The 17,219-nt window shown below is 72.4% G+C and carries 15 protein-coding genes; 6 read left to right on the top strand and 9 right to left on the bottom strand.

The annotated features are described in order from the left end of the window. Positions 1-78: 78 nt before the first annotated feature. Complete coding sequence (locus tag OG698_RS26400) at positions 79-1,005, top strand: cyclase family protein (RefSeq protein ID WP_406105850.1); 927 nt, start codon at positions 79-81, stop codon at positions 1,003-1,005. 344 nt (positions 1,006-1,349) lie between these two features. On the opposite strand, the gene OG698_RS26395 is transcribed toward OG698_RS26400, so the two are convergent. The 4 genes from OG698_RS26395 to OG698_RS26380 form a co-directional block, all read right to left on the bottom strand. Next, entirely contained in the window at positions 1,350-1,811 is a 462-nt protein-coding gene (locus OG698_RS26395) for an ATP-binding protein (protein WP_326775243.1), read from the bottom strand. 429 nt (positions 1,812-2,240) lie between these two features. Beyond that, entirely contained in the window at positions 2,241-3,104 is an 864-nt protein-coding gene (locus OG698_RS26390; RefSeq protein ID WP_406105849.1) for an acyl-CoA dehydrogenase family protein, read from the bottom strand. 2 nt (positions 3,105-3,106) lie between these two features. Beyond that, the gene (locus OG698_RS26385) at positions 3,107-4,303 is read right to left on the bottom strand and encodes an acyl-CoA dehydrogenase (protein ID WP_406105848.1); all 1,197 of its coding nucleotides are present in this window, start codon (positions 4,301-4,303) and stop codon (positions 3,107-3,109) included. 11 nt (positions 4,304-4,314) lie between these two features. Beyond that, positions 4,315-5,514 (bottom strand): amidohydrolase family protein, encoded by a 1,200-nt coding sequence (locus OG698_RS26380; RefSeq protein ID WP_399975115.1) that lies wholly within the window; start codon positions 5,512-5,514, stop codon positions 4,315-4,317. Positions 5,515-5,670: 156 nt separating this feature from the next. Here OG698_RS26380 and OG698_RS26375 point away from each other — a divergent pair, with 156 nt between their 5' ends. Further along, entirely contained in the window at positions 5,671-7,251 is a 1,581-nt protein-coding gene (locus OG698_RS26375) for a class I adenylate-forming enzyme family protein (protein ID WP_406105847.1), read from the top strand. On the opposite strand, the gene OG698_RS26370 is transcribed toward OG698_RS26375, so the two are convergent. Together OG698_RS26370 and OG698_RS26365 are read right to left on the bottom strand one after the other, a co-directional pair. After that, the gene (locus OG698_RS26370) at positions 7,235-7,762 is read right to left on the bottom strand and encodes an EF-hand domain-containing protein (RefSeq protein WP_406105846.1); all 528 of its coding nucleotides are present in this window, start codon (positions 7,760-7,762) and stop codon (positions 7,235-7,237) included. The genes OG698_RS26375 and OG698_RS26370 overlap by 17 nt on opposite strands. 189 nt (positions 7,763-7,951) lie before the next feature. Further along, the gene (locus OG698_RS26365; protein ID WP_100596019.1) at positions 7,952-8,326 is read right to left on the bottom strand and encodes an STAS domain-containing protein; all 375 of its coding nucleotides are present in this window, start codon (positions 8,324-8,326) and stop codon (positions 7,952-7,954) included. Between the two features lie 279 nt (positions 8,327-8,605). Here OG698_RS26365 and OG698_RS26360 point away from each other — a divergent pair, with 279 nt between their 5' ends. Together OG698_RS26360 and OG698_RS26355 are read left to right on the top strand one after the other, a co-directional pair. Beyond that, positions 8,606-9,193 carry a sigma-70 family RNA polymerase sigma factor gene (locus OG698_RS26360; protein WP_406105845.1) on the top strand — a complete coding sequence of 196 codons (588 nt, stop codon included), beginning with the start codon at positions 8,606-8,608 and terminating at the stop codon, positions 9,191-9,193. Then, positions 9,190-10,515 carry an MDMPI N domain containing protein gene (locus OG698_RS26355; RefSeq protein WP_406105844.1) on the top strand — a complete coding sequence of 442 codons (1,326 nt, stop codon included), beginning with the start codon at positions 9,190-9,192 and terminating at the stop codon, positions 10,513-10,515. The genes OG698_RS26360 and OG698_RS26355 overlap by 4 nt, the downstream gene beginning before the upstream one ends. A 41-nt stretch (positions 10,516-10,556) precedes the next feature. On the opposite strand, the gene OG698_RS26350 is transcribed toward OG698_RS26355, so the two are convergent. From OG698_RS26350 to OG698_RS26340, 3 genes are all read right to left on the bottom strand, one after another. After that, on the bottom strand, positions 10,557-12,140 hold the full coding sequence (locus OG698_RS26350) for a transporter (protein ID WP_406105843.1): 1,584 nt from the start codon (positions 12,138-12,140) through the stop codon (positions 10,557-10,559). Next, complete coding sequence (locus OG698_RS26345) at positions 12,137-12,931, bottom strand: ABC transporter ATP-binding protein (protein ID WP_406105842.1); 795 nt, start codon at positions 12,929-12,931, stop codon at positions 12,137-12,139. The genes OG698_RS26350 and OG698_RS26345 overlap by 4 nt, the downstream gene beginning before the upstream one ends. Before the next feature lie 113 nt (positions 12,932-13,044). Continuing rightward, positions 13,045-13,728 (bottom strand): bifunctional DNA primase/polymerase, encoded by a 684-nt coding sequence (locus OG698_RS26340; RefSeq protein ID WP_406105840.1) that lies wholly within the window; start codon positions 13,726-13,728, stop codon positions 13,045-13,047. A 312-nt stretch (positions 13,729-14,040) separates the two neighbouring features. On the opposite strand from OG698_RS26340, the gene OG698_RS26335 reads away from it, so the two are divergent. Together OG698_RS26335 and OG698_RS26330 are read left to right on the top strand one after the other, a co-directional pair. Further along, positions 14,041-15,423 carry a transcriptional regulator gene (locus OG698_RS26335; RefSeq protein WP_406105838.1) on the top strand — a complete coding sequence of 461 codons (1,383 nt, stop codon included), beginning with the start codon at positions 14,041-14,043 and terminating at the stop codon, positions 15,421-15,423. A gap of 216 nt (positions 15,424-15,639) precedes the next feature. After that, positions 15,640-17,211 carry a hypothetical protein gene (locus OG698_RS26330; protein WP_406105836.1) on the top strand — a complete coding sequence of 524 codons (1,572 nt, stop codon included), beginning with the start codon at positions 15,640-15,642 and terminating at the stop codon, positions 17,209-17,211. Positions 17,212-17,219: the final 8 nt, after the last annotated feature.

Below are 17,219 nucleotides of genomic sequence, written 5' to 3'. Positions count from 1 at the left end.
CCCCTTCCCGCGGTTTCTGACGGACCGTTAGATTCTATGACTCGTCAGATACTGGAAGACAAGCCCCGGGGAGCACTCATGTCGTTGCCTGCCGAGTTCCACGAAATGGCCAAGCGCGTCAACAACTGGGGCCGCTGGGGCGCCGACGACGAGATCGGCACGCTCAATCTGGTCACCGACGAGGTCGTGCGCGAGGCCGCGTCGACCGTCCGCACGGGCCACCGGGTACCGCTCGCGCTGCCCCTCAAGGAGGACGGGGTGCAGACCGGACTGATCCCGGGCCGCGTCAACCCGCTCCACACCATGGTCCAGATCAACCACGAGCTGTTCGGCCCCGGCACCGTCGCCACCAGCGACGACGCGGTGACCATGGGGCTCCAGGCGGCCACACACTGGGACGCCCTCACGCACATCTCGCACTCGGGCCGGATCTACAACGGCCGCCCCGCCGACACGATCACGGCGCACGGCGGCGCGCGGTTCAGCGGCATCGACAAGGCCCCGTACATCGTCTCGCGCGGCGTCCTGCTCGACGTCGCGGCGGCGAAGGGTGTGGACCGGCTGCCGGGCGACCACGCCGTGACGCCCGAAGACCTGTCCGAGGCCGAGGAGTTCGGCCACGTCACCGTCCGCGCCGGCGACATCGTCCTCGTCCGCACCGGCCAGATCCAGACGTATCTCGCGGGCGACAAGCACGCGTACGGCTATCCGTCCCCCGGCCTGTCCGTGCGCACGCCCGAGTGGTTCCACGCGCGCGACGTGGCCGCCGTCGCGAACGACACCCTCACCTTCGAGATCTTCCCGCCGGAGCACGAGAACCTGTGGCTGCCGGTGCACGCCCTCGACCTGGTCGAAATGGGCATGATCCAGGGCCAGAACTGGAATCTGGAGAACTTGTCCACAGCCTGTGCACAAGATGCGCGCTACGCGTTCCTGCTGTCGGCGATGCCCGAGCCCTTCGTGGGCGGCACGGGCACACCCGTGGCCCCGGTCGCGATCCTTTAGGCGTCAAGAGGCCGGTCCCGTAAGGGAGTTCAGGGCCGGGCGGCGATGCGCTCGCACCGCCGTCCGGCCCCCGGCGCCCGGGCCCTGCTCCCCCGGCCCCTGGGAGAGCCGCCCGCCGCGGCACGACCCGTACTCACCGAGGGCTCCCGTCACCGGAACCCTTGGCGTCCCCTCGCCACGAATCGCTGACCACAAGCGTGATCAAACGGACACCCGGCGTCAACACCCGCAAGGAGATTTGCCAGTTATGTGATGTTTGTGACAGCGCACGCCCGGCGCGAACCGACGCGCGCCGAGGCACGCCGGCGCACCGGGAGGCGGAACTGACGCAGCGGGAGGCGGAACTACACGGCCTCGTACGCCATCCCCTGATACGTCCCCGCCCCCGCGCCCTGCGCGCCGCAGCGGTCGATCTCGCACCAGATGGCCTTGCCCGTGCCCTCGGGCCGCCAGCCCCAGCGGTCCGCCAGGCCGTCGACGAGTTCCAGGCCGCGGCCGTTCGTCTCATCCCCGTCGGCGTGCCGCGGCGCGGGGGGCCGGTCGCTGGCGTCGGCCACCTCCACGCGCACCGTGCCGGCGCTGGCCTCCGCCGGGACGCCCGGCAGCAGCATGCGCAGGACGGCCGGACAACCGGTGTGCACCACGGCGTTGGTGACGAGCTCGGAGACGATCAGGATGAGCGTCTCCGCCAGTGGCTCATCGGCCTCTATCCCTGACCCTGCGAGGCGCGAGCGCGCCCACCTGCGGGCTCGCCCCACCTCTGCGGGATCCGCCCCGACCTCCAGCTGAACTTGAAGCACCTGCACCGCTCACACCATCCGAACCGGCGGACACATCGCCTCGGGACTGTGACAAGTCAAGGAGCTCACGGACCGTGATCCCCTTGGGAGACAGCATGGTTGACGTACAGTCACCCCAACAAGCGCTTCGGGCATATTCCAGCGCGAAGGAGTACGCGTGCGCCATACTGTGCGACGCGCCCTGCGGGGAGTCGAACGGGCGGGCGTGCGGCCCTCCCGTGCGCTGCGAACGGCGCGCATCGCCGGATCCGGAGCCGCCTCAGGGGCAACACCGGGATGGCTCGGACTCGGAACCACTCGCATCCCACACAAGGTACCCGAGCGGGACCCCGACTCCGTGCCGTGACGAGTCCCGCGCAGGACACAACCCGATATCGACGTTCCGTGACCGTCCGTACATGGGTTCGCCCCCGCGCTGAGCGCGGGCCCCGGACGTCACAGCGCCGCCGCCAGCTCCTCCTCCGTCTCGCGCGCCGTACGGCCCGTTCCGGCGCGCACCCAGGCCCGCTTGAGATGCAGATGCACGTCTGCCTCCCAGGTGAAGCCCATGCCGCCGTGCACCTGGACGCAGTCGCGCGCGTTGCGCACGGCCGCCTCGTCGGCGAGCAGTTCGGCGGCGGCGGTCTCCACCGGGTCGGCCGTGACAGCCGCCGCGTACACGGCCGCACGGGCCAGCTCGGCCCGTACGAGCATCTGGGCGCACAGGTGCTTCACGGCCTGGAACGCGCCGATGGGCTGCCCGAACTGCTCGCGCTCGCGGGCGTATCGGACCGCCAGCTCGCAGGTGCGCGTGGCGGAGCCGAGCTGCTCGGCGGCGGTGAGGAGTACGGCCCGTGGGCTGCGGGGCGCGTGCGGGCCCGGCAGCTTGTGCAGGGGTGTGAGCGGGTCGACGGAGGCCAGGGGTACGGCGCCGGTCGCGTCGCCCTGGACGACGTCCGATGCGTCCCGCCACGGGAGGAGTTCCCCGGCGGGCGCCGTCACGACGGCCTCGCCGGCGGCGGCGCCCGGCACGGTGCCCGCGGCGAGATGCGTGGCGACGAGCGGGCCCGGCAGCAGGACCCGGCCCGCCTCCTCGAAGACGAGGACGGCCTCGGGCAGCCCCAGGCCGACGCCGCCGTCCGCCTCCGGGAGACACAGGGCGAAGAAGCCCGCGTCACCCAGGGCCCGCCACAGCGCCCGGTCCAGGTGCCCGGGCGTGTCCACGGCGGCGCGCAGGGCGTCGCGGTCGAAGCGTCCGGCGAGCAGGTCCCGTACGCCGTCGCGCAGGGCGCGTTGGTCGTCGGTGAGCTGGAAGCGCATGCTCACCGCCCTCCCTTCTGAAGATCCTTCGGCCGTTGGCCGGGCCGGTCCTTCGGCAGGCCGAGGATGCGTTCGGCGACGATGTTGCCCTGGATCTGGGAGGTGCCGGCGGCGATCGTGTACGAGAGGGACGACAGGCGGTCGAGGGTCCACTCCTGGTCCGTGTCGAGCGCGCCCGCGACGCCGAGCACCTCGGCCGCGGCGTCGAACAGCTCCTGACGGGCGTGCGAGTACCGCAGCTTGAAGACCGAGCCGCCGGTGCCGGGGACGCCGGCCGCCCGCTCCGCCTCGCTGACGTTCCACTGGGTGAGCCGCCACAGCGCGCGGAACTCGGCGTTGAGGCGGCCGAGCCTGCGGCGCAGCACGGCGTCGTCCCAGCGGCCGTTCTTACGGGCCTGCGCGGCCAGTTCGCCGAGGACGCGGCGGCAGGCGACGACCTCGCCCACGAACGCGGTGCCGCGTTCGAAGGACAGCGTCACCATCGTCACGCGCCAGCCGTCGTTCTCCTCGCCGACCCGGTGGGAAACCGGGACGCGTACGTCGTCGAGGAACATCTCGGCGAACTCGGCGGACCCGGCGAGCGTGCGCAGCGGTCGTACGGTGATCCCGGGCGAGTCCATCGGCATGGCGAGCCAGGAGATGCCGCGGTGTTTCGGGGCGGCCGGGTCGGTGCGCACGAGGAGTTCGCACCAGTCGGCGACCTCCGCGTGCGAGGTCCAGATCTTGGACCCGCTGACCACGTAGTGGTCGCCGTCCCGTGTCGCGCGCGTGCGCAGCGCCGCGAGATCGGACCCGGCGTCGGGCTCGCTGAACCCCTGGCACCACACCTCGTCGCCGCGCAGGACGGGCGGCAGCCAGCGCGCCCGCTGCTCCGGTGTCCCCTCGGCCGCGATCGTCGGCCCTGCGTGCAGCAGTCCGACGAAGTTGGCCCCCACGTAGGGCGCGCCCGCCTTCTCGGTCTCCTCCAGGAATATGAGGTGCTGCGTGGGCGTGGCACCGCGGCCGCCCGCGTCGGCGGGCCAGTGCAGGCCCGCGTACCCGGCGTCGTACAGCCTGCGCTGCCAGCCGAGGTCGTAGGCGCGCCTGCCCGGCCAGTCGTTCGGCGACGGCTTCGGGGGCAGCCCCGGCAGGACGGACGCGAGCCACTCCCGCAGCCGCGCCCTGAACTCCTCTTCCTCGTCCGTGTACGTCAGATCCACGGCGCGGCCCGCTACCTGTCGAGGTCCAGGTCGAGCATGCGGATCGCGTTGCCCCGCATGAGCTTGTACACCGTCTCGGAGTCGAGGCCCTTCATATGGTCGAGGGCGACCTCCTTGGTGTGCGGGAAGGTCGAGTCGACGTGCGGGTAGTCCGTCTCGAAGGTCGCGTTGTCCCGGCCGACGACGTCGAGGGACGCCACCCCGTGCTTGTCGCGGAAGAAGCAGCAGAACATCTGGCGGTAGTAGTACGTCGACGGCGGCTCGGGGATGAGGTCGCGCACCCCGCCCCAGGCCCGGTGTTCCTCCCAGACGTCGTCCGCGCGCTCCAGGGCGTACGGGATCCAGCCCATCTGACCCTCGGAGTAGGCGAGTTTGAGCGTCGGGAACTTCACCAGGACCCCGGAGAAGAGGAAGTCCATCATCGACGCCATCGCGTTGTTGAAGCTGAGCGAGGCCTGGACGGCGGGCGGGGCGTCCGGGGACGCGGCGGGCATCTGCGAGCTGGAGCCGATGTGCATGTTGACGACCGTCCCGGTCTCCTGGCACACGGCGAAGAACGGGTCCCAGTAGCCGGAGTGGATCGACGGGAGCCCCAGGTAGGTGGGGATCTCGGAGAACGTCACGGCCTTGACGCCGCGCGCGGCGTTGCGCCGGATCTCGGCGACGGCGAGGTCGATGTCCCACAGGGGGATGATGCAGAGCGGGATGAGGCGGCCCCCGCTGTCGCCGCACCACTCCTCGACCATCCAGTCGTTGTAGGCGCGCACGCAGGCGAGCGCCACTTCCTTGTCCTTGGCCTCCGCGAACGTCTGGCCGCAGAAGCGCGGGAAGGTGGGGAAGCAGAGGCTGGCCTCGACATGGTTGAGGTCCATGTCCTCCAGGCGGGCCTTCGGGTCCCAGCAGCCGCGCCGCATCTCCGCGCGCGTGATGCCTTCGAGGGTCATGTCGTCGCGGTCGAAACCGACGGCGGCGATGTTGCGCTTGTACGGGAACTTCAGGTCCTCGTAGATCCACCAGTCCGTCGGGGGCCCGTCCGGGTCCATGGTGATCTGGTACTTGCCCGCCACGTAGGCGAGCTCGCCGATCCCGGCCGTGAGCGGCTGCGGCCCCCGGTCCCGGTACTTCGCCGGCAGCCAGGTCGAGAAGAGGTGCGCGGGCTCGATCACATGGTCGTCGACGCTGATGATCCGGGGCAGTTCCATCGGGTCCATCGTGTCCCCTCACCTGACAGTTTCTGATGGCGTTTCTGATGGGTCGTCAGATAGCAGGCTAGCCCCGCACCCCTGGACCGACAAGGCGCAGCGCTCTACGCTCTGCGCACGATCTGACTAACCGTCAGGTACGGTCTGCCGTTTCGAGGGGGAGCAGTGAACGAGACCGCACACGCCCTGGGCGCCGCCGGGACGCTCTGGGAGCTGATCGAGCGCCGCGCCGCCCTCACCCCCGACACCCCCGTACTGATCCAGTCCGCCCCCGACGCCGAGGACGACCGGCGCCTGACCTTCGGCGAGCTACGCGAGCGCGGCGAGCGGGTCGCCGCCGGCCTGTACGACATGGGCGTACGCCCCGGCACGGTCGTCGCCTGGCAGCTACCGACCCGCATCGAGACCGCGCTGCTCTCCTTCGCGCTCGCCCGCATCGGCGCCGTCCAGTCCCCCGTCATCCCCTTCTACCGGGACCGCGAGGTCGGCTTCGCGCTGCGCGAGTCGAAGGCCGAGTTCTTCGCGACCCCGGGCGTGTGGCGGGGCTTCGACCACACGGAGATGGCCCGGCGCCTCGGCGCCCGCGGGATCTTCGAGGCCTACGACACGCTGCCCGACGGCGATCCCTCCGTACTGCCGCCCGCGCCCGCCGACGGCACGGCCGTGCGCTGGATCTACTGGACCTCCGGCACGACCTCCGACCCCAAGGGCGTCCTCCACACGGACCGCTCACTGATCGCCGGCGGCTCCTGCCTCGCGCACGCCCTGCACCTGTCGGCGTCCGACGTCGGCTCGATGGCGTTCCCCTTCGCGCACATAGCCGGCCCCGACTACACGGTCATGCTGCTCCTGTACGGGTTCCCCGCGGTGATGTTCGAGCAGTTCGCGCTGCCGGACGCTCTCGACGGCTACCGGCGGCACGGAGTGACCGTCGCGGGCGGCTCCACGGCCTTCTACTCCATGTTCCTGACCGAACAGCGCAAGTCCCCCGAGGACCGGCTCATCCCGACGCTGCGGCTCCTCGCGGGCGGCGGCGCGCCCAAGCCGCCCGAGATCTACCACGCGGTGGTACGGGAGATGGGCTGTCAGCTCACCCACGGGTACGGCATGACCGAGGTCCCCATGATCACGATGGGCGCCCCCGACGACACCGCCGAGAACCTCGCGACGACGGAGGGAAAGCCCCCCGAGGGCATGGAGATCCGGGTCACGGACGCGGACGGCAAGCAGCTCCCGTACGGCGTGGACGGCGAGGTCAGGCTGCGCGGGGAGGCCGTCTGCCAGGGCTATCTGGACCCCGTGCAGTCGGCTGCCGCGTTCGACGGCGACAGGTTCCTCGTCACCGGCGACCTCGGGCATGTGAGGGACACCGGGCATCTGGTGCTCACCGGGCGGGCCAAGGACATCATCATCCGCAAGGGCGAGAACATCTCCGCGAAGGAGATCGAGGACCTGCTGCACGCGCACCCCGCGGTGGGCGACGCGGCGGTCGTGGGGCTCCCGGACCCCGAGCGCGGCGAGCGGGTGTGCGCGGTCGTCGTCCAGCGCGACGGCACCGAGCCGCTGACCCTGGAGGCGATGGCGTCCCATCTGCGGTCGGAAGGGCTGTCCACGCACAAGCTGCCCGAGCAGCTGGAACTGGTGGACGCCCTTCCGCGCAACGACACCCTGCGCAAGGTGCTCAAGTACAAGCTGCGCGAGCGCTATTCGGAAACAGGACCGGTGAACGCTATTCCGGAACGGTGAAGTAGTGGGCGAACGCGATGACGATCTCCTCCTCGGAGATCCGCCCGTCGCCGTCCGAGTCCAGCGCGGCGGCCACCGGGCCCACCACGGACGGGTCGACACCGAGGACGCGCAGGATGCGCTCCGCTGCCGCCGGGGTGATACCGGAACCTTCCTGGTCGGCGACGGCGATGGCGGCCCGCAGGAAGGGGCGGGCGATCTCCGCGAACCGCTTCGGGTTGTCCCGCAGCCGCTTCACCGCGCCCGTCACGAACTCCTCGCGGGAGACGCGCTGGTCGCCGTCCACATCCGCTATGCCTGCCATGCCCTGCCAGAAGGCCTCGGCACCCGCGTAGAGCGCCTGGCCCTTGTCGCAGCGCGCCGCCGTGGTGAACTCGGCCAGCAGTCCCTTGGCCGCGGTCACGAAGTCCTCGCGGTCGATGTAGCCGTTGCCGTCCTGGTCGAAGCCGGCGAAGCGGGCAGCGATCCTGCGCTCGTACTCGGCGTGATCGGTGCTCTCGGCGTGGTCCATGTCCCCTCTGCCGCCTCTCGCATCGGTGGTGGTACGGGTCCTGCCCGTCCCCTCGCCAGGGAGCGTACGTCGTGGAGCGGCGCCGGGGGCCCTCACAGCGACGCTTGTGCCAAGACCGGAAAAATTCCGCAACAACTTCCGCGCCAGGCCGCCCGGACGCACGGGTCTGCGCCGGTCGGATCCGCGCGGTCAGGCCGAGAGGGGCGACGCCTCGTCGTTCACGGCGCTCAGCACGTCCGGGTACACCTCGAAGAGGCGGCGCACGCCGAGCGCCGACAGGACGCGGTTGACGTGCGAGCCGTCCTCGGCCCCCTTGGCGGGCAGGATCAGCCGGAGCTCGCCGCGGCAGGAACGCATCAGCCGACGGGCCGCGATCAGTACGCCGACCCCGCTCGAATCGCAGAAGAGGACCTGCGAGAGATCGAGGACGAGGCTGTGCCGGCCGTCCGCGACCGCGTCGTGCACCTGCTGGCGCAGCGCGGGAGAGGTGGCGAGATCCATCTCGCCCGACACCCGCACGACGGCCCAGCCACCCTGCTGTCCCTCGGTCACCCTGAGCGTCACGCGCCACTCCTCCCGTTGATCCGGAACCTCTGCTTACGGTTGTCTTCTTTCGCGGCTGCCCGACCGCGGGGTGCTGAAACACCACCGCACACGTATCACATATGGCCCGGTTAAGGCCTAAGTGATCGGATTTTGACCTGTTTTCGGCGCCAAAGGTCCGCGCAACGTGACCGCCTCCTTACCATCCGCATCCGGCCATGTCGACCTTTGGCGCAAAGGCAGGTGCGTTGTCGGCGCGTCCGACTACATTCGAGAGAACGCACACGGTGAGGGGGCCGCATGGCCAAGGAGACTCCGACCCGGTGGGACCGGAGGATGCAGCAGCGGCTCGCGCACGGGGAGGCCGCGGCGCTCGGTGAGCTGTACGACCGCTTCGCGTCACTCGTGCACGGGCTCGCGCACCGCGTGCTCGGTGACGAGGCCGCGGCCGACCGCATCACGCGCGACGTCTTCACCCACGTCTGGGAGAACCCCGACGCGTACGACCCCAAGCAGGGGCCCCTGCGCTCCTGGATCGCCACCCTCACCCACCGGCGCGCGGTCCACCGCCTGCGCCAGACCGAGTCCGCCGCCCTCGTCCGCAGCGGCGAGGGCACCACGGAGGACCTGGAGCGCAAGGTGCGGCACGCCTCCGCCGCCGCCCGCGCCGACTACATCGTCACCTCGATGCCCGCCCCGCTGCGCGCCGCGCTGGAGCTGGCCTATTTCCAGCGCAGGGACTACCGCCAGACCGCGGTCGACCTCGGCGTCACCGAGGACGAGGCGCGCCGCCGCCTGCGCCTCGGACTCCAGCTCCTGTCCACGGCCCACGACAGCGGCACGTCCGGCACCCCGCCGGGATCTCCCGGACACGGGAGGGCGCTGTGAGCGGGCCCAGCCCCTTCGGCAACGCCGACCAGCCCGACAACCCCGACAACCCCGACGGCTCCGGGCAACCCGAAGGCTTCGAGGGTGCCGGGCCTTCCGACGCCGCCGCGAGCGCCCGGATACCGACGCCGCGCTCCTCCGTGGAGGACACCCGGCGCCCGCTGCCGGACCACGTCCCCGAGCCGCTCGTCCTGGAGCACCGCGTCCTCAAGTCCCTCCTCGGCGCGTGGGCGCTCGCCGCGTGTTCGGCCGCGGAGAGCGTCGCCGTGGAGGAGCACCTCGGCGACTGCGGCCCGTGTGCCGAGGAGGCGCTGCGGCTGCGGGACGCCGTGGGCCTGTTGCACTCCGAGGAGAGCCTCGACCTCGACCCGATGCTGCGCTCCCGCGTCCTGGAGGGCTGCCTCACCCGCCGCCCGCCCCGCATCCCGGTCCCCGAGTGGGCCACCCCGTACGACGCGGAGACCGCCCGCCTCGACGCCCTGCTCAAGGACATCGGCGACTCCGAGTGGCACGCGCCCGTACGGCTTCGCTGGTACGAGGGAGACGACCGGGTCAGCCGCAAGACGACCGTCGCCGGCGTCCTCGCGCACCTGATGAGCGTGGACGGCCTGGTCGCCGTCGCGCTCGGCCTCGACGACCCGCTGTTCGGCGTCGCACCCGAGGAGCGCCGCACGCCGGAGAGCCGCACGGAGACGTTCTGGAAGGCTTCGCACTTCCCGCCGACCCGTGCCGTCCGCGGCCCCTGGCGCGAGCAGTCGCACGCCGTGATCCGCACGGTGTCGTTCGCGGCCGACCCGAGCGGCTCCTCGGGCCGCACCCGCTCGTCGGGTCAACTGGCGGTCCCGTACGGGGACTTCACCCTGCCGCTGCGCGACTCGATGCTGGACCGCGCCTTCGAGTGCTGGGTGCACGCCGAGGACATCGCCGAGGCGGTGGACTACCCGTACGAGCCGCCGTCGGCCCGCCATCTGAACCGCATGATCGACCTGGCGGCCCGGCTGCTTCCCGACTCCCTCGCCGGGCGCCGCCGCGCGGGCCTCGCCGCACCGGCCCGCGGCCTGGTCGCCGCGGGCGCGCCGGGCCGCACGCTGCGCCTCGAGGTCGAGGGGGCGGGCGGTGGCGAGTGGCTCATCGCCCTGGACTCGCCCGGCGCGGTCGGCTCGGCGGAGCGCGAGGTCGCCCATGTCGCCCTGGACGGCGCCGAGTTCTGCCGCCTGGCGGCCGGTCACGTCACCCCGGAGGAGGCGGCCGCCGGACAGGACGGCGACCGCGAGGCCATCCACGACGTCCTGTACGCGACGGCGGCGCTCAGCAGGATGTGACGCGCTCCAGGGGATACGCGGGACACGCCCTGCGGCACGCGTCATCCCTTGCTGACCGCCGCGAGGATCTCCGGCAGGCGGGCCGCCGTGCGCGGGGCGGCCAGGCGCAGGCCCGCCAGGGTGATCCCCGCCGCGTACGCGGCGCCGATCGGCAGCAGCAGCCAGGTCGCGGACTCGGCGCCCGACACGTGCAGCCAGATCGCGAGGGCGATGACGGGCGCGCACAGCAGGGCCGCCGCGACCATCCCGCCGAAGATCGATATCCAGGCGAGGCCCGCCTGCCCCGGGGCCACGTTCTTGTAGCCCTCCTGCGGGATCGAGTACGGGAAGCGGGCCGACGACCAGGCGCCGGTGGCGAGCATCGCGCCGAGGAGCGCGAAGGAGAGGCCGAGCACCTCGGGCAGGGCCCGCCAGTCGCCGAGCAGCGCGGTCGTGACGACGGTGACCAGCGTCGCGTACGGCAGGGTGATCGTCAGGAGGGCGAGGGCGCGGCCGCGCAGTTCGACGTAGGCGTCGCGCGGCGAGGAGATGGTCATGGCGACCATCCAGAACGCCGAGGTGTCCTGCCCGAACTGGTTGTACATCTGGATGCCGAGCATTCCGGCGGCGAAGCACGCGAAGTAGATGGAGCCGGTGCCCTGGAGGGCGTTGAAGACCGGCACGATCAGGCCGATGGCGAGGGACGTCACCCAGGCCGCCTTGGTCTTCGGGTCGCGCCACACATAGCGCAGGGCGCGCTCCATGACCGTGCCCGTGCGGCCGTCGGGCAGGAGGCGGGGGCCGCGGGACGTGCGCCTGCGGCGGGTGGGTTCGGCGGCCTGGAGCGTGGAGCCGTCGGGGGACGTCATGAGACGTGTCAGGGCGCGTTGCCACGCGTACAGAAGTCCGGCGAGTGCGGCCGCGCACAGGACGAGGCGGGCCGCCGCGACGCCGTACGAGCCGTGGCTGACGGAGTCGACGGCGCCGATCGCGGACGCGGGCGGGATCCAGGCCAGTACGTCGCCCGCCGGATCGAGCGCCCTGAGGCCGCCGGACGAACCGAGCCGCTGCGCACCGAAGTTGACGACCTGCGCGCCGACGGCGATCACGAGCCCGCTGAGGACGGCGAGGTCGCGTCCCTTGCGGCTGGTGAGCAGCCGGATGTTGGCGGCGGCCACGGCGCGCGCGAGGGCGACGCAGGTGAGCAGGGTGAGGGCGACGGCCAGGACCGCGACGGCGGACGCAGCGGCCCCGTGCGCCAGGGCGATCACCGCGCCGACCGCGAGACAGATCGTGAACAGGGGACCGATCCCGACGAGGGACGCGATGAGCAGACCCCGTACGAGGGGGTGTGGCCGCAGCGGGAGCATGACGAGGCGGGTCGGGTCGAGGGTCTCGTCGCCGGAGGGGAAGAAGAGCGGCATCACCGCCCAGCCGAGGGCGAGTACGGCGGTGAGGATGACGCAGAGGGTCGCCGCGTGGGTGCTGCCGCGCAGGGCGATCAGGCCGATGAGCTGGAGCGCGGCGACGAGCAGTACGACGACGAGCGTGGCGATGTAGGCGGCGCGGCGGCCCGTGGAGCCGCGCAGTCCGTTGCGCAGGAGCGCCAGCTTGAGGCGGACCAGCGTGACGGTCGTCGTGGTCACCGGCTGCCGCCTCCCAGCCAGTCCAGGTCGGAGGTGGTGTCGCGGCTGTTCGCGCCGACGAGTTCGAGGAACGCCTGCTGGAGGGAGGGCGCGTCGCCGCGCACTTCGGCGAGGGGCCCCTGTGCGCGGATGCGGCCGGCGGCCATCACGGCGACCCAGTCGCAGAGCGACTCGACGAGCTCCATGACGTGGGAGGAGAAGACGACGGTCGCCCCGGAGCCGGTGTAGCGCTCCAGGACTCCGCGGATGGTCTGCGCGGAGACCGGGTCGACGCCCTCGAACGGCTCGTCCAGGAAGAGGACTTCGGGGTTGTGGAGGAGCGCGGCGGCGAGCCCGATCTTCTTGCGCATGCCGGTCGAGTAGTCGACGACGAGTTTGTGCTGGGCCCCGGCGAGGTCGAGCACGTCGAGGAGCTGGGCGGCGCGCTTGTCGACCTCGGCGCCGGGCAGGCCGCGCAACCTGCCCGTGTACGCGAGGAGTTCGTGCCCCGAGAGCCGCTCGAACAGACGCAGGCCCTCGGGGAGTACCCCGATGCGGGCCTTCACCTCGACGGGGTCGCGCCACACGTCGTGGCCGACGACTTCGACGGTGCCCCGGTCGGGCCGGAGCAGGCCGGTGACCATGGAAAGGGTGGTCGTCTTGCCCGCGCCGTTCGGCCCGACGAGGCCGATGAACTTGCCCGCGGGAAGGGCGAGATCGATACCCGCGACGGCGACGCTCCGGCCGAACGTCTTCCAGAGGTCCTTTACGCGTACGGCCGGTGCCCCGGCCTCGGTCCCCGCCTCGGTCACTGTGCCGCCCGCCGCCCTTCGTCGCCGTCACCGTCCCCCAAACTCTCGGCTCCGCTCGAGCAGGGGGGACCCCCATCGCACGATACGTGGCCGCGCGGGTCACTGCCGGGGTTCTACCGGCGGCCCTCCCGCCCGCACGCGTACGCCAGTGGGGAGATGAGCTCCTCGGCGTCGGGCAGCCAGCGGTTCGCGGCGGTGGGGCGGCAGGCCCACTGGACGGCGCCCCGGGCGCCGAAGCGGGTCGGCGGCGCGGCGACGTAGGCGCCCTCGCCGAGCGCGTCCAGGTCGAGGGAGGCGGGCGGCCAGCCCAGCTTGCGGACCAGGTCGGGGACCTTCGCGGCGGCGCCCGGCAGGACGAAGAACTGCATCCGGCGGTCGGGGGTACAGGTGACCGGGCCGAGAGTGAGATCCATGCGCTCCATGCGGGCCAGGGCCAGGAACCCGGCGGTCTCGGGCACGTCGATCGCGTCGAACGTGCGGCCCGTCGGCAGCAGGATCGAGGCGGCGGGGTGCTTGGACCACAGCCGGCGGGCGGCGGTCGCACTCCCGGTCGCCTGGTTCGCCCAGTCCTCGCGGGCGTGGTGGGCACCGGGGGCCGCGCACCTGGCGTCGCCGCAGGAGCAGTGCTGCCTGCCCTCGTCGACCTCCAGCCAGGTGCCGGGGAACACGTCCCAGTGGCGTTCCTCCGCGTAGCGCACGGCGGCGTCGAGGAGGGTCTCCCCGCGCTGCTTGGGGATCAGGGGAGGCGAGGTGACGGACGAGGTGACTGCCGAGGTGACTCCGATGGTCTCTTCCACGACGTTCTCAACTCCCGCCGCCAGCCGGGGTTACGGGCGCACGCGCGCGGGGGCCTGCGGCACCGATCCTGCACGTGGGGCGCATGGATGCATGGGCGGGGGCGCGCGGGAGGAATGGCCCCGGCAGGGGGGTAGCCAGCCCGGAGGACCAGACGAGGGTGTTGTCCACCGACCGGCTACCAGTTGGGGCTCTTGCTTGTGTTTGCCCTTCTTTGTGGCGCATCTTCCGTTTGATCTCAGGGCATTGATCACCTCAAGGCGGGCTCTGCCCGAGCCAGCCCGATGGTCCACGGTGCACACAGGGGGTACGCCATGGCCGCAAGGCCTCTCGTAGCGCGACAGCCCAACGAACGGCTGCAGGCGCTCATCCAGGAAGCAGGCTGCTCGAACGCCGGGCTGGCCCGCCGGGTCAACATGTGCGGATCGGAGCACGGCCTCGACCTGCGCTACGACAAGACGTCGGTGGCCCGCTGGCTGCGCGGACAGCAGCCACGCGGCCGGGCGCCCGGCATCATCGCCGAGGCCATCGGCCGCAAGCTCGGCCGCGCGGTCACGATCGACGAGATCGGCATGGCCAACGGCAAGAACCTCGCCTCGGGCGTCGGCCTCCAGTTCTCGCCGACCGTCCTCGGCGCCATTGAGCAGGTGTGCGAGCTGTGGCGCAGCGACGTGGGGCGCAGGGACTTCCTGTCCGGGTCGTCGGTGGCCTCGTCCGCGCTGGTCGAGCCGAGCCGGGACTGGCTGATCTCCGTACCCGACTCGCAGGTCGCTCGGTCGGCGGGGCCGCGGGTCGGGGCGTCGGACGTGGCGGCCGTGCGGGCGATGACCCAGGCGCTGACGGACCTTGACCACCAGTACGGCAGCGGGCATGTGCGGCCGGTGGTCGTCCACTATCTGAACAGCGTGGTGTCGGGGCTGCTCGCGGGCTCGTACCGGGAGGCCGTGGGGCGTGAACTCTTCGCGGCGGTCGCCCGGTTGACGGAGCTGGCCGGGTACATGGCCGTCGACACCGGACAGCCGGGCCTCGCCCAGCGGTACTACATCCAGTCCCTGCGCCTCGCCCAGGCCGCCGGGGACCGTGGGTACGGCGGATACGTACTGGCCGCGTCCATGAGCCACTTGGCGGCGCAGCTCGGGAACCCGCGCGAGATCGCCCAGCTGGCGCGCGCGGCGCAGGAGGGGACGCGCGGGCGGGTGACCCCGCGCGCGGAGGCGATGTTCTACGCGGCCGAGGCGCGGGGCCACGCCCTGCTCGGGGACGCGCGGGCCACGCAGGCGGTGGCGGGCAGCGCGCTGGCCGCGCTGGAGCGGGCCGAGCCGGGCTCGGGCGACGACCCGGCCTGGATCGCGCACTTCGACGCGGCGTATCTCGCGGACGAACTGGCGCACTGCTACCGGGACTTGGGGCAGGCGGAGGCGGCGCGACGGCAGGCCGAGGCGTCCCTGGCCGGGCATCCTCAGTCGCGGGCGCGGCGCCGGGCGATCGGTCTGGTGCTGCTCGCCACGGCGCAGGTGCAGCAGCGCGAGGTCGAGCAGGCCTGTCAGACGGGGACGCGCGCGGTGGAACTCCTCGGCACGCTGCGCTCGAACCGGGGCGCCGAGTACCTGGACGACTTCAGGCAGCGCCTTGAGCCGTACCGGGACGAACCCGTGGTGCGGGAGTTCGGTGCGCGCCTTGATCTTCAGGCAGCGTGAAGTTTGGTGAGCGGCGCGCAGGAGACGTACGGGTGAAGCTTGTGTGACGGACGCCTCAACCCGCTTGGGGAGGGCGCTAATCAGCGTTCCGCAGGCCTGTTTTGTTACTTGAGGGTGTGGGGAGGCTGTGGGGTTCTGAGCTGCGTGGCACGTGTGTGCGGGGACCCGGTAGCGTGAGCCGACGATTCCGAAGGTCCCCCAGTCGTAGGAGTCCCGGTGACGCAGCAGAGCGGACAGGGCGAGGATCCGCACCTTCCCTCGGTGCGGCAGGCACACGAAGGCGTCGTGCTGCCCGCCGACGGCAGCGAGCCCTTGCTGCCGGGTACCTTCGGCGACCAGTCGCACGTCGCCCCCTCGGGCGGCAGCCCCTGGGGCCAGCCGTGGGGCCCCGAGTCCGCGCAGGCGGCCTCCGGCGGCCCGATGCCCACGTACGAGTGGGGCGCGCCGTCCGCGTCGCCCGCGCTGCCGGGTGAGCAGGCGCCGCACGCCGCGGCCCCGCTGCCCCCGGCCGCACCACAGCAGCAGTACTCGGCGCAGCTGCCGCCCGCCGGAGCCCCGGCCGCCCCGCTGCCGACGGACGCCGCCCCGTACGGCTCCGCGCCACTGCCGCCCGCCTCCGCCTCGGACGCGACGCAGTACATGGCCCCCACCGCGCCCTCCGACGCGGACGCCACGCAGTACATCGCGCCGGTCGCTCCGGGGGCCCTGCCGCCCGAGGTGCCCGCCGACGCCACCCAGTACCTGGGCCGCGCGAACGCACCCGGCCCGCTGCCGCCCCAGCAGCCCCAGCAGCACCAGCAGCACCAGCAGCACCAGCAGCACCAGCCGTACGGCTCCATGCCCATGCCGCCCGCGGGCACCGACAGCGATGCCACGCAGTACATCGCGCCCGTGCCCTCGCCGCCGCCGAGCGCGCCCTACGGCATCCGCCCCGGCGCTCCCGGCGACCGGCAGCCCCCGGCCGAGTTCGACAGCCTCTTCCGCACCGAGCCGGAGCCGGACGCGCCCGCCTCGACGCAGCAGATGCCCCGCTTCGACCCGCACGCCGGCGGACCCTCGGGACCGGGCGGACCGGGCGGACCGGGAAGACCCGGTCCGGCCGCGCAACCGCAGGGCCCGTACGAGCCCACCGGGCGGGCCGCGGCCCGCAAGGGCCAGAACCGCACCGGCTCGAAGGTGCCGCTCATCGCCGCCATCGGCGTCGGCATCCTCGTCGTCGGCATCGGCGCGGGCGCCCTCATCAGCGGCGGGGGCGACGAGAACAAGGGCGACGACGCCAAGCCGGCCGCCGCGACCGGCGAGCCGGGCAGCTCGTCACCGACGCCCGCCGACCCCGCCAAGGCGCAGGCCGTCGCGCTCGACAAGCTCCTCGCCGACTCGAACAACAGCCGCGACACGGTCATCAGGGCCGTCGCGAACATCGGCGCCTGCAAGGACCTCGGCAAGGCCGCCAGTGACCTGCGCGGCGCCGCCACCCAGCGCACCGGGCTCGTCACCCGGCTCGCCGCGCTCGAAGTGGACAAGCTGCCCAGCAACGCGGCGCTCACGCAGTCCCTCACCAAGGCCTGGCAGGCGTCCGCCTCCGCAGACAGCCACTACGCGGCGTGGGCCGACCAGGTCGCGGGCAAGGGCGGCTGCCACAAGGGCCGCGCCAAGCCCACCCCGCAGCGCCGCGCGGGCGACCAGGCGAGCGGCACGGCCTCCACGCAGAAGACCCAGGCGTCGAAGCTGTGGAACACCATCGCGACGCAGTGGAACCTTCCGCAGCGCAAGCCGTTCCAGCTCTAGCCGATACG

It is taken from the genome of Streptomyces sp. NBC_01003, from assembly GCF_045162695.1.
Taxonomy (GTDB): domain Bacteria; phylum Actinomycetota; class Actinomycetes; order Streptomycetales; family Streptomycetaceae; genus Streptomyces.
Note: the sequence above shows the minus strand (reverse complement) of the source record. Positions and strands in the feature narration are given on the sequence as shown.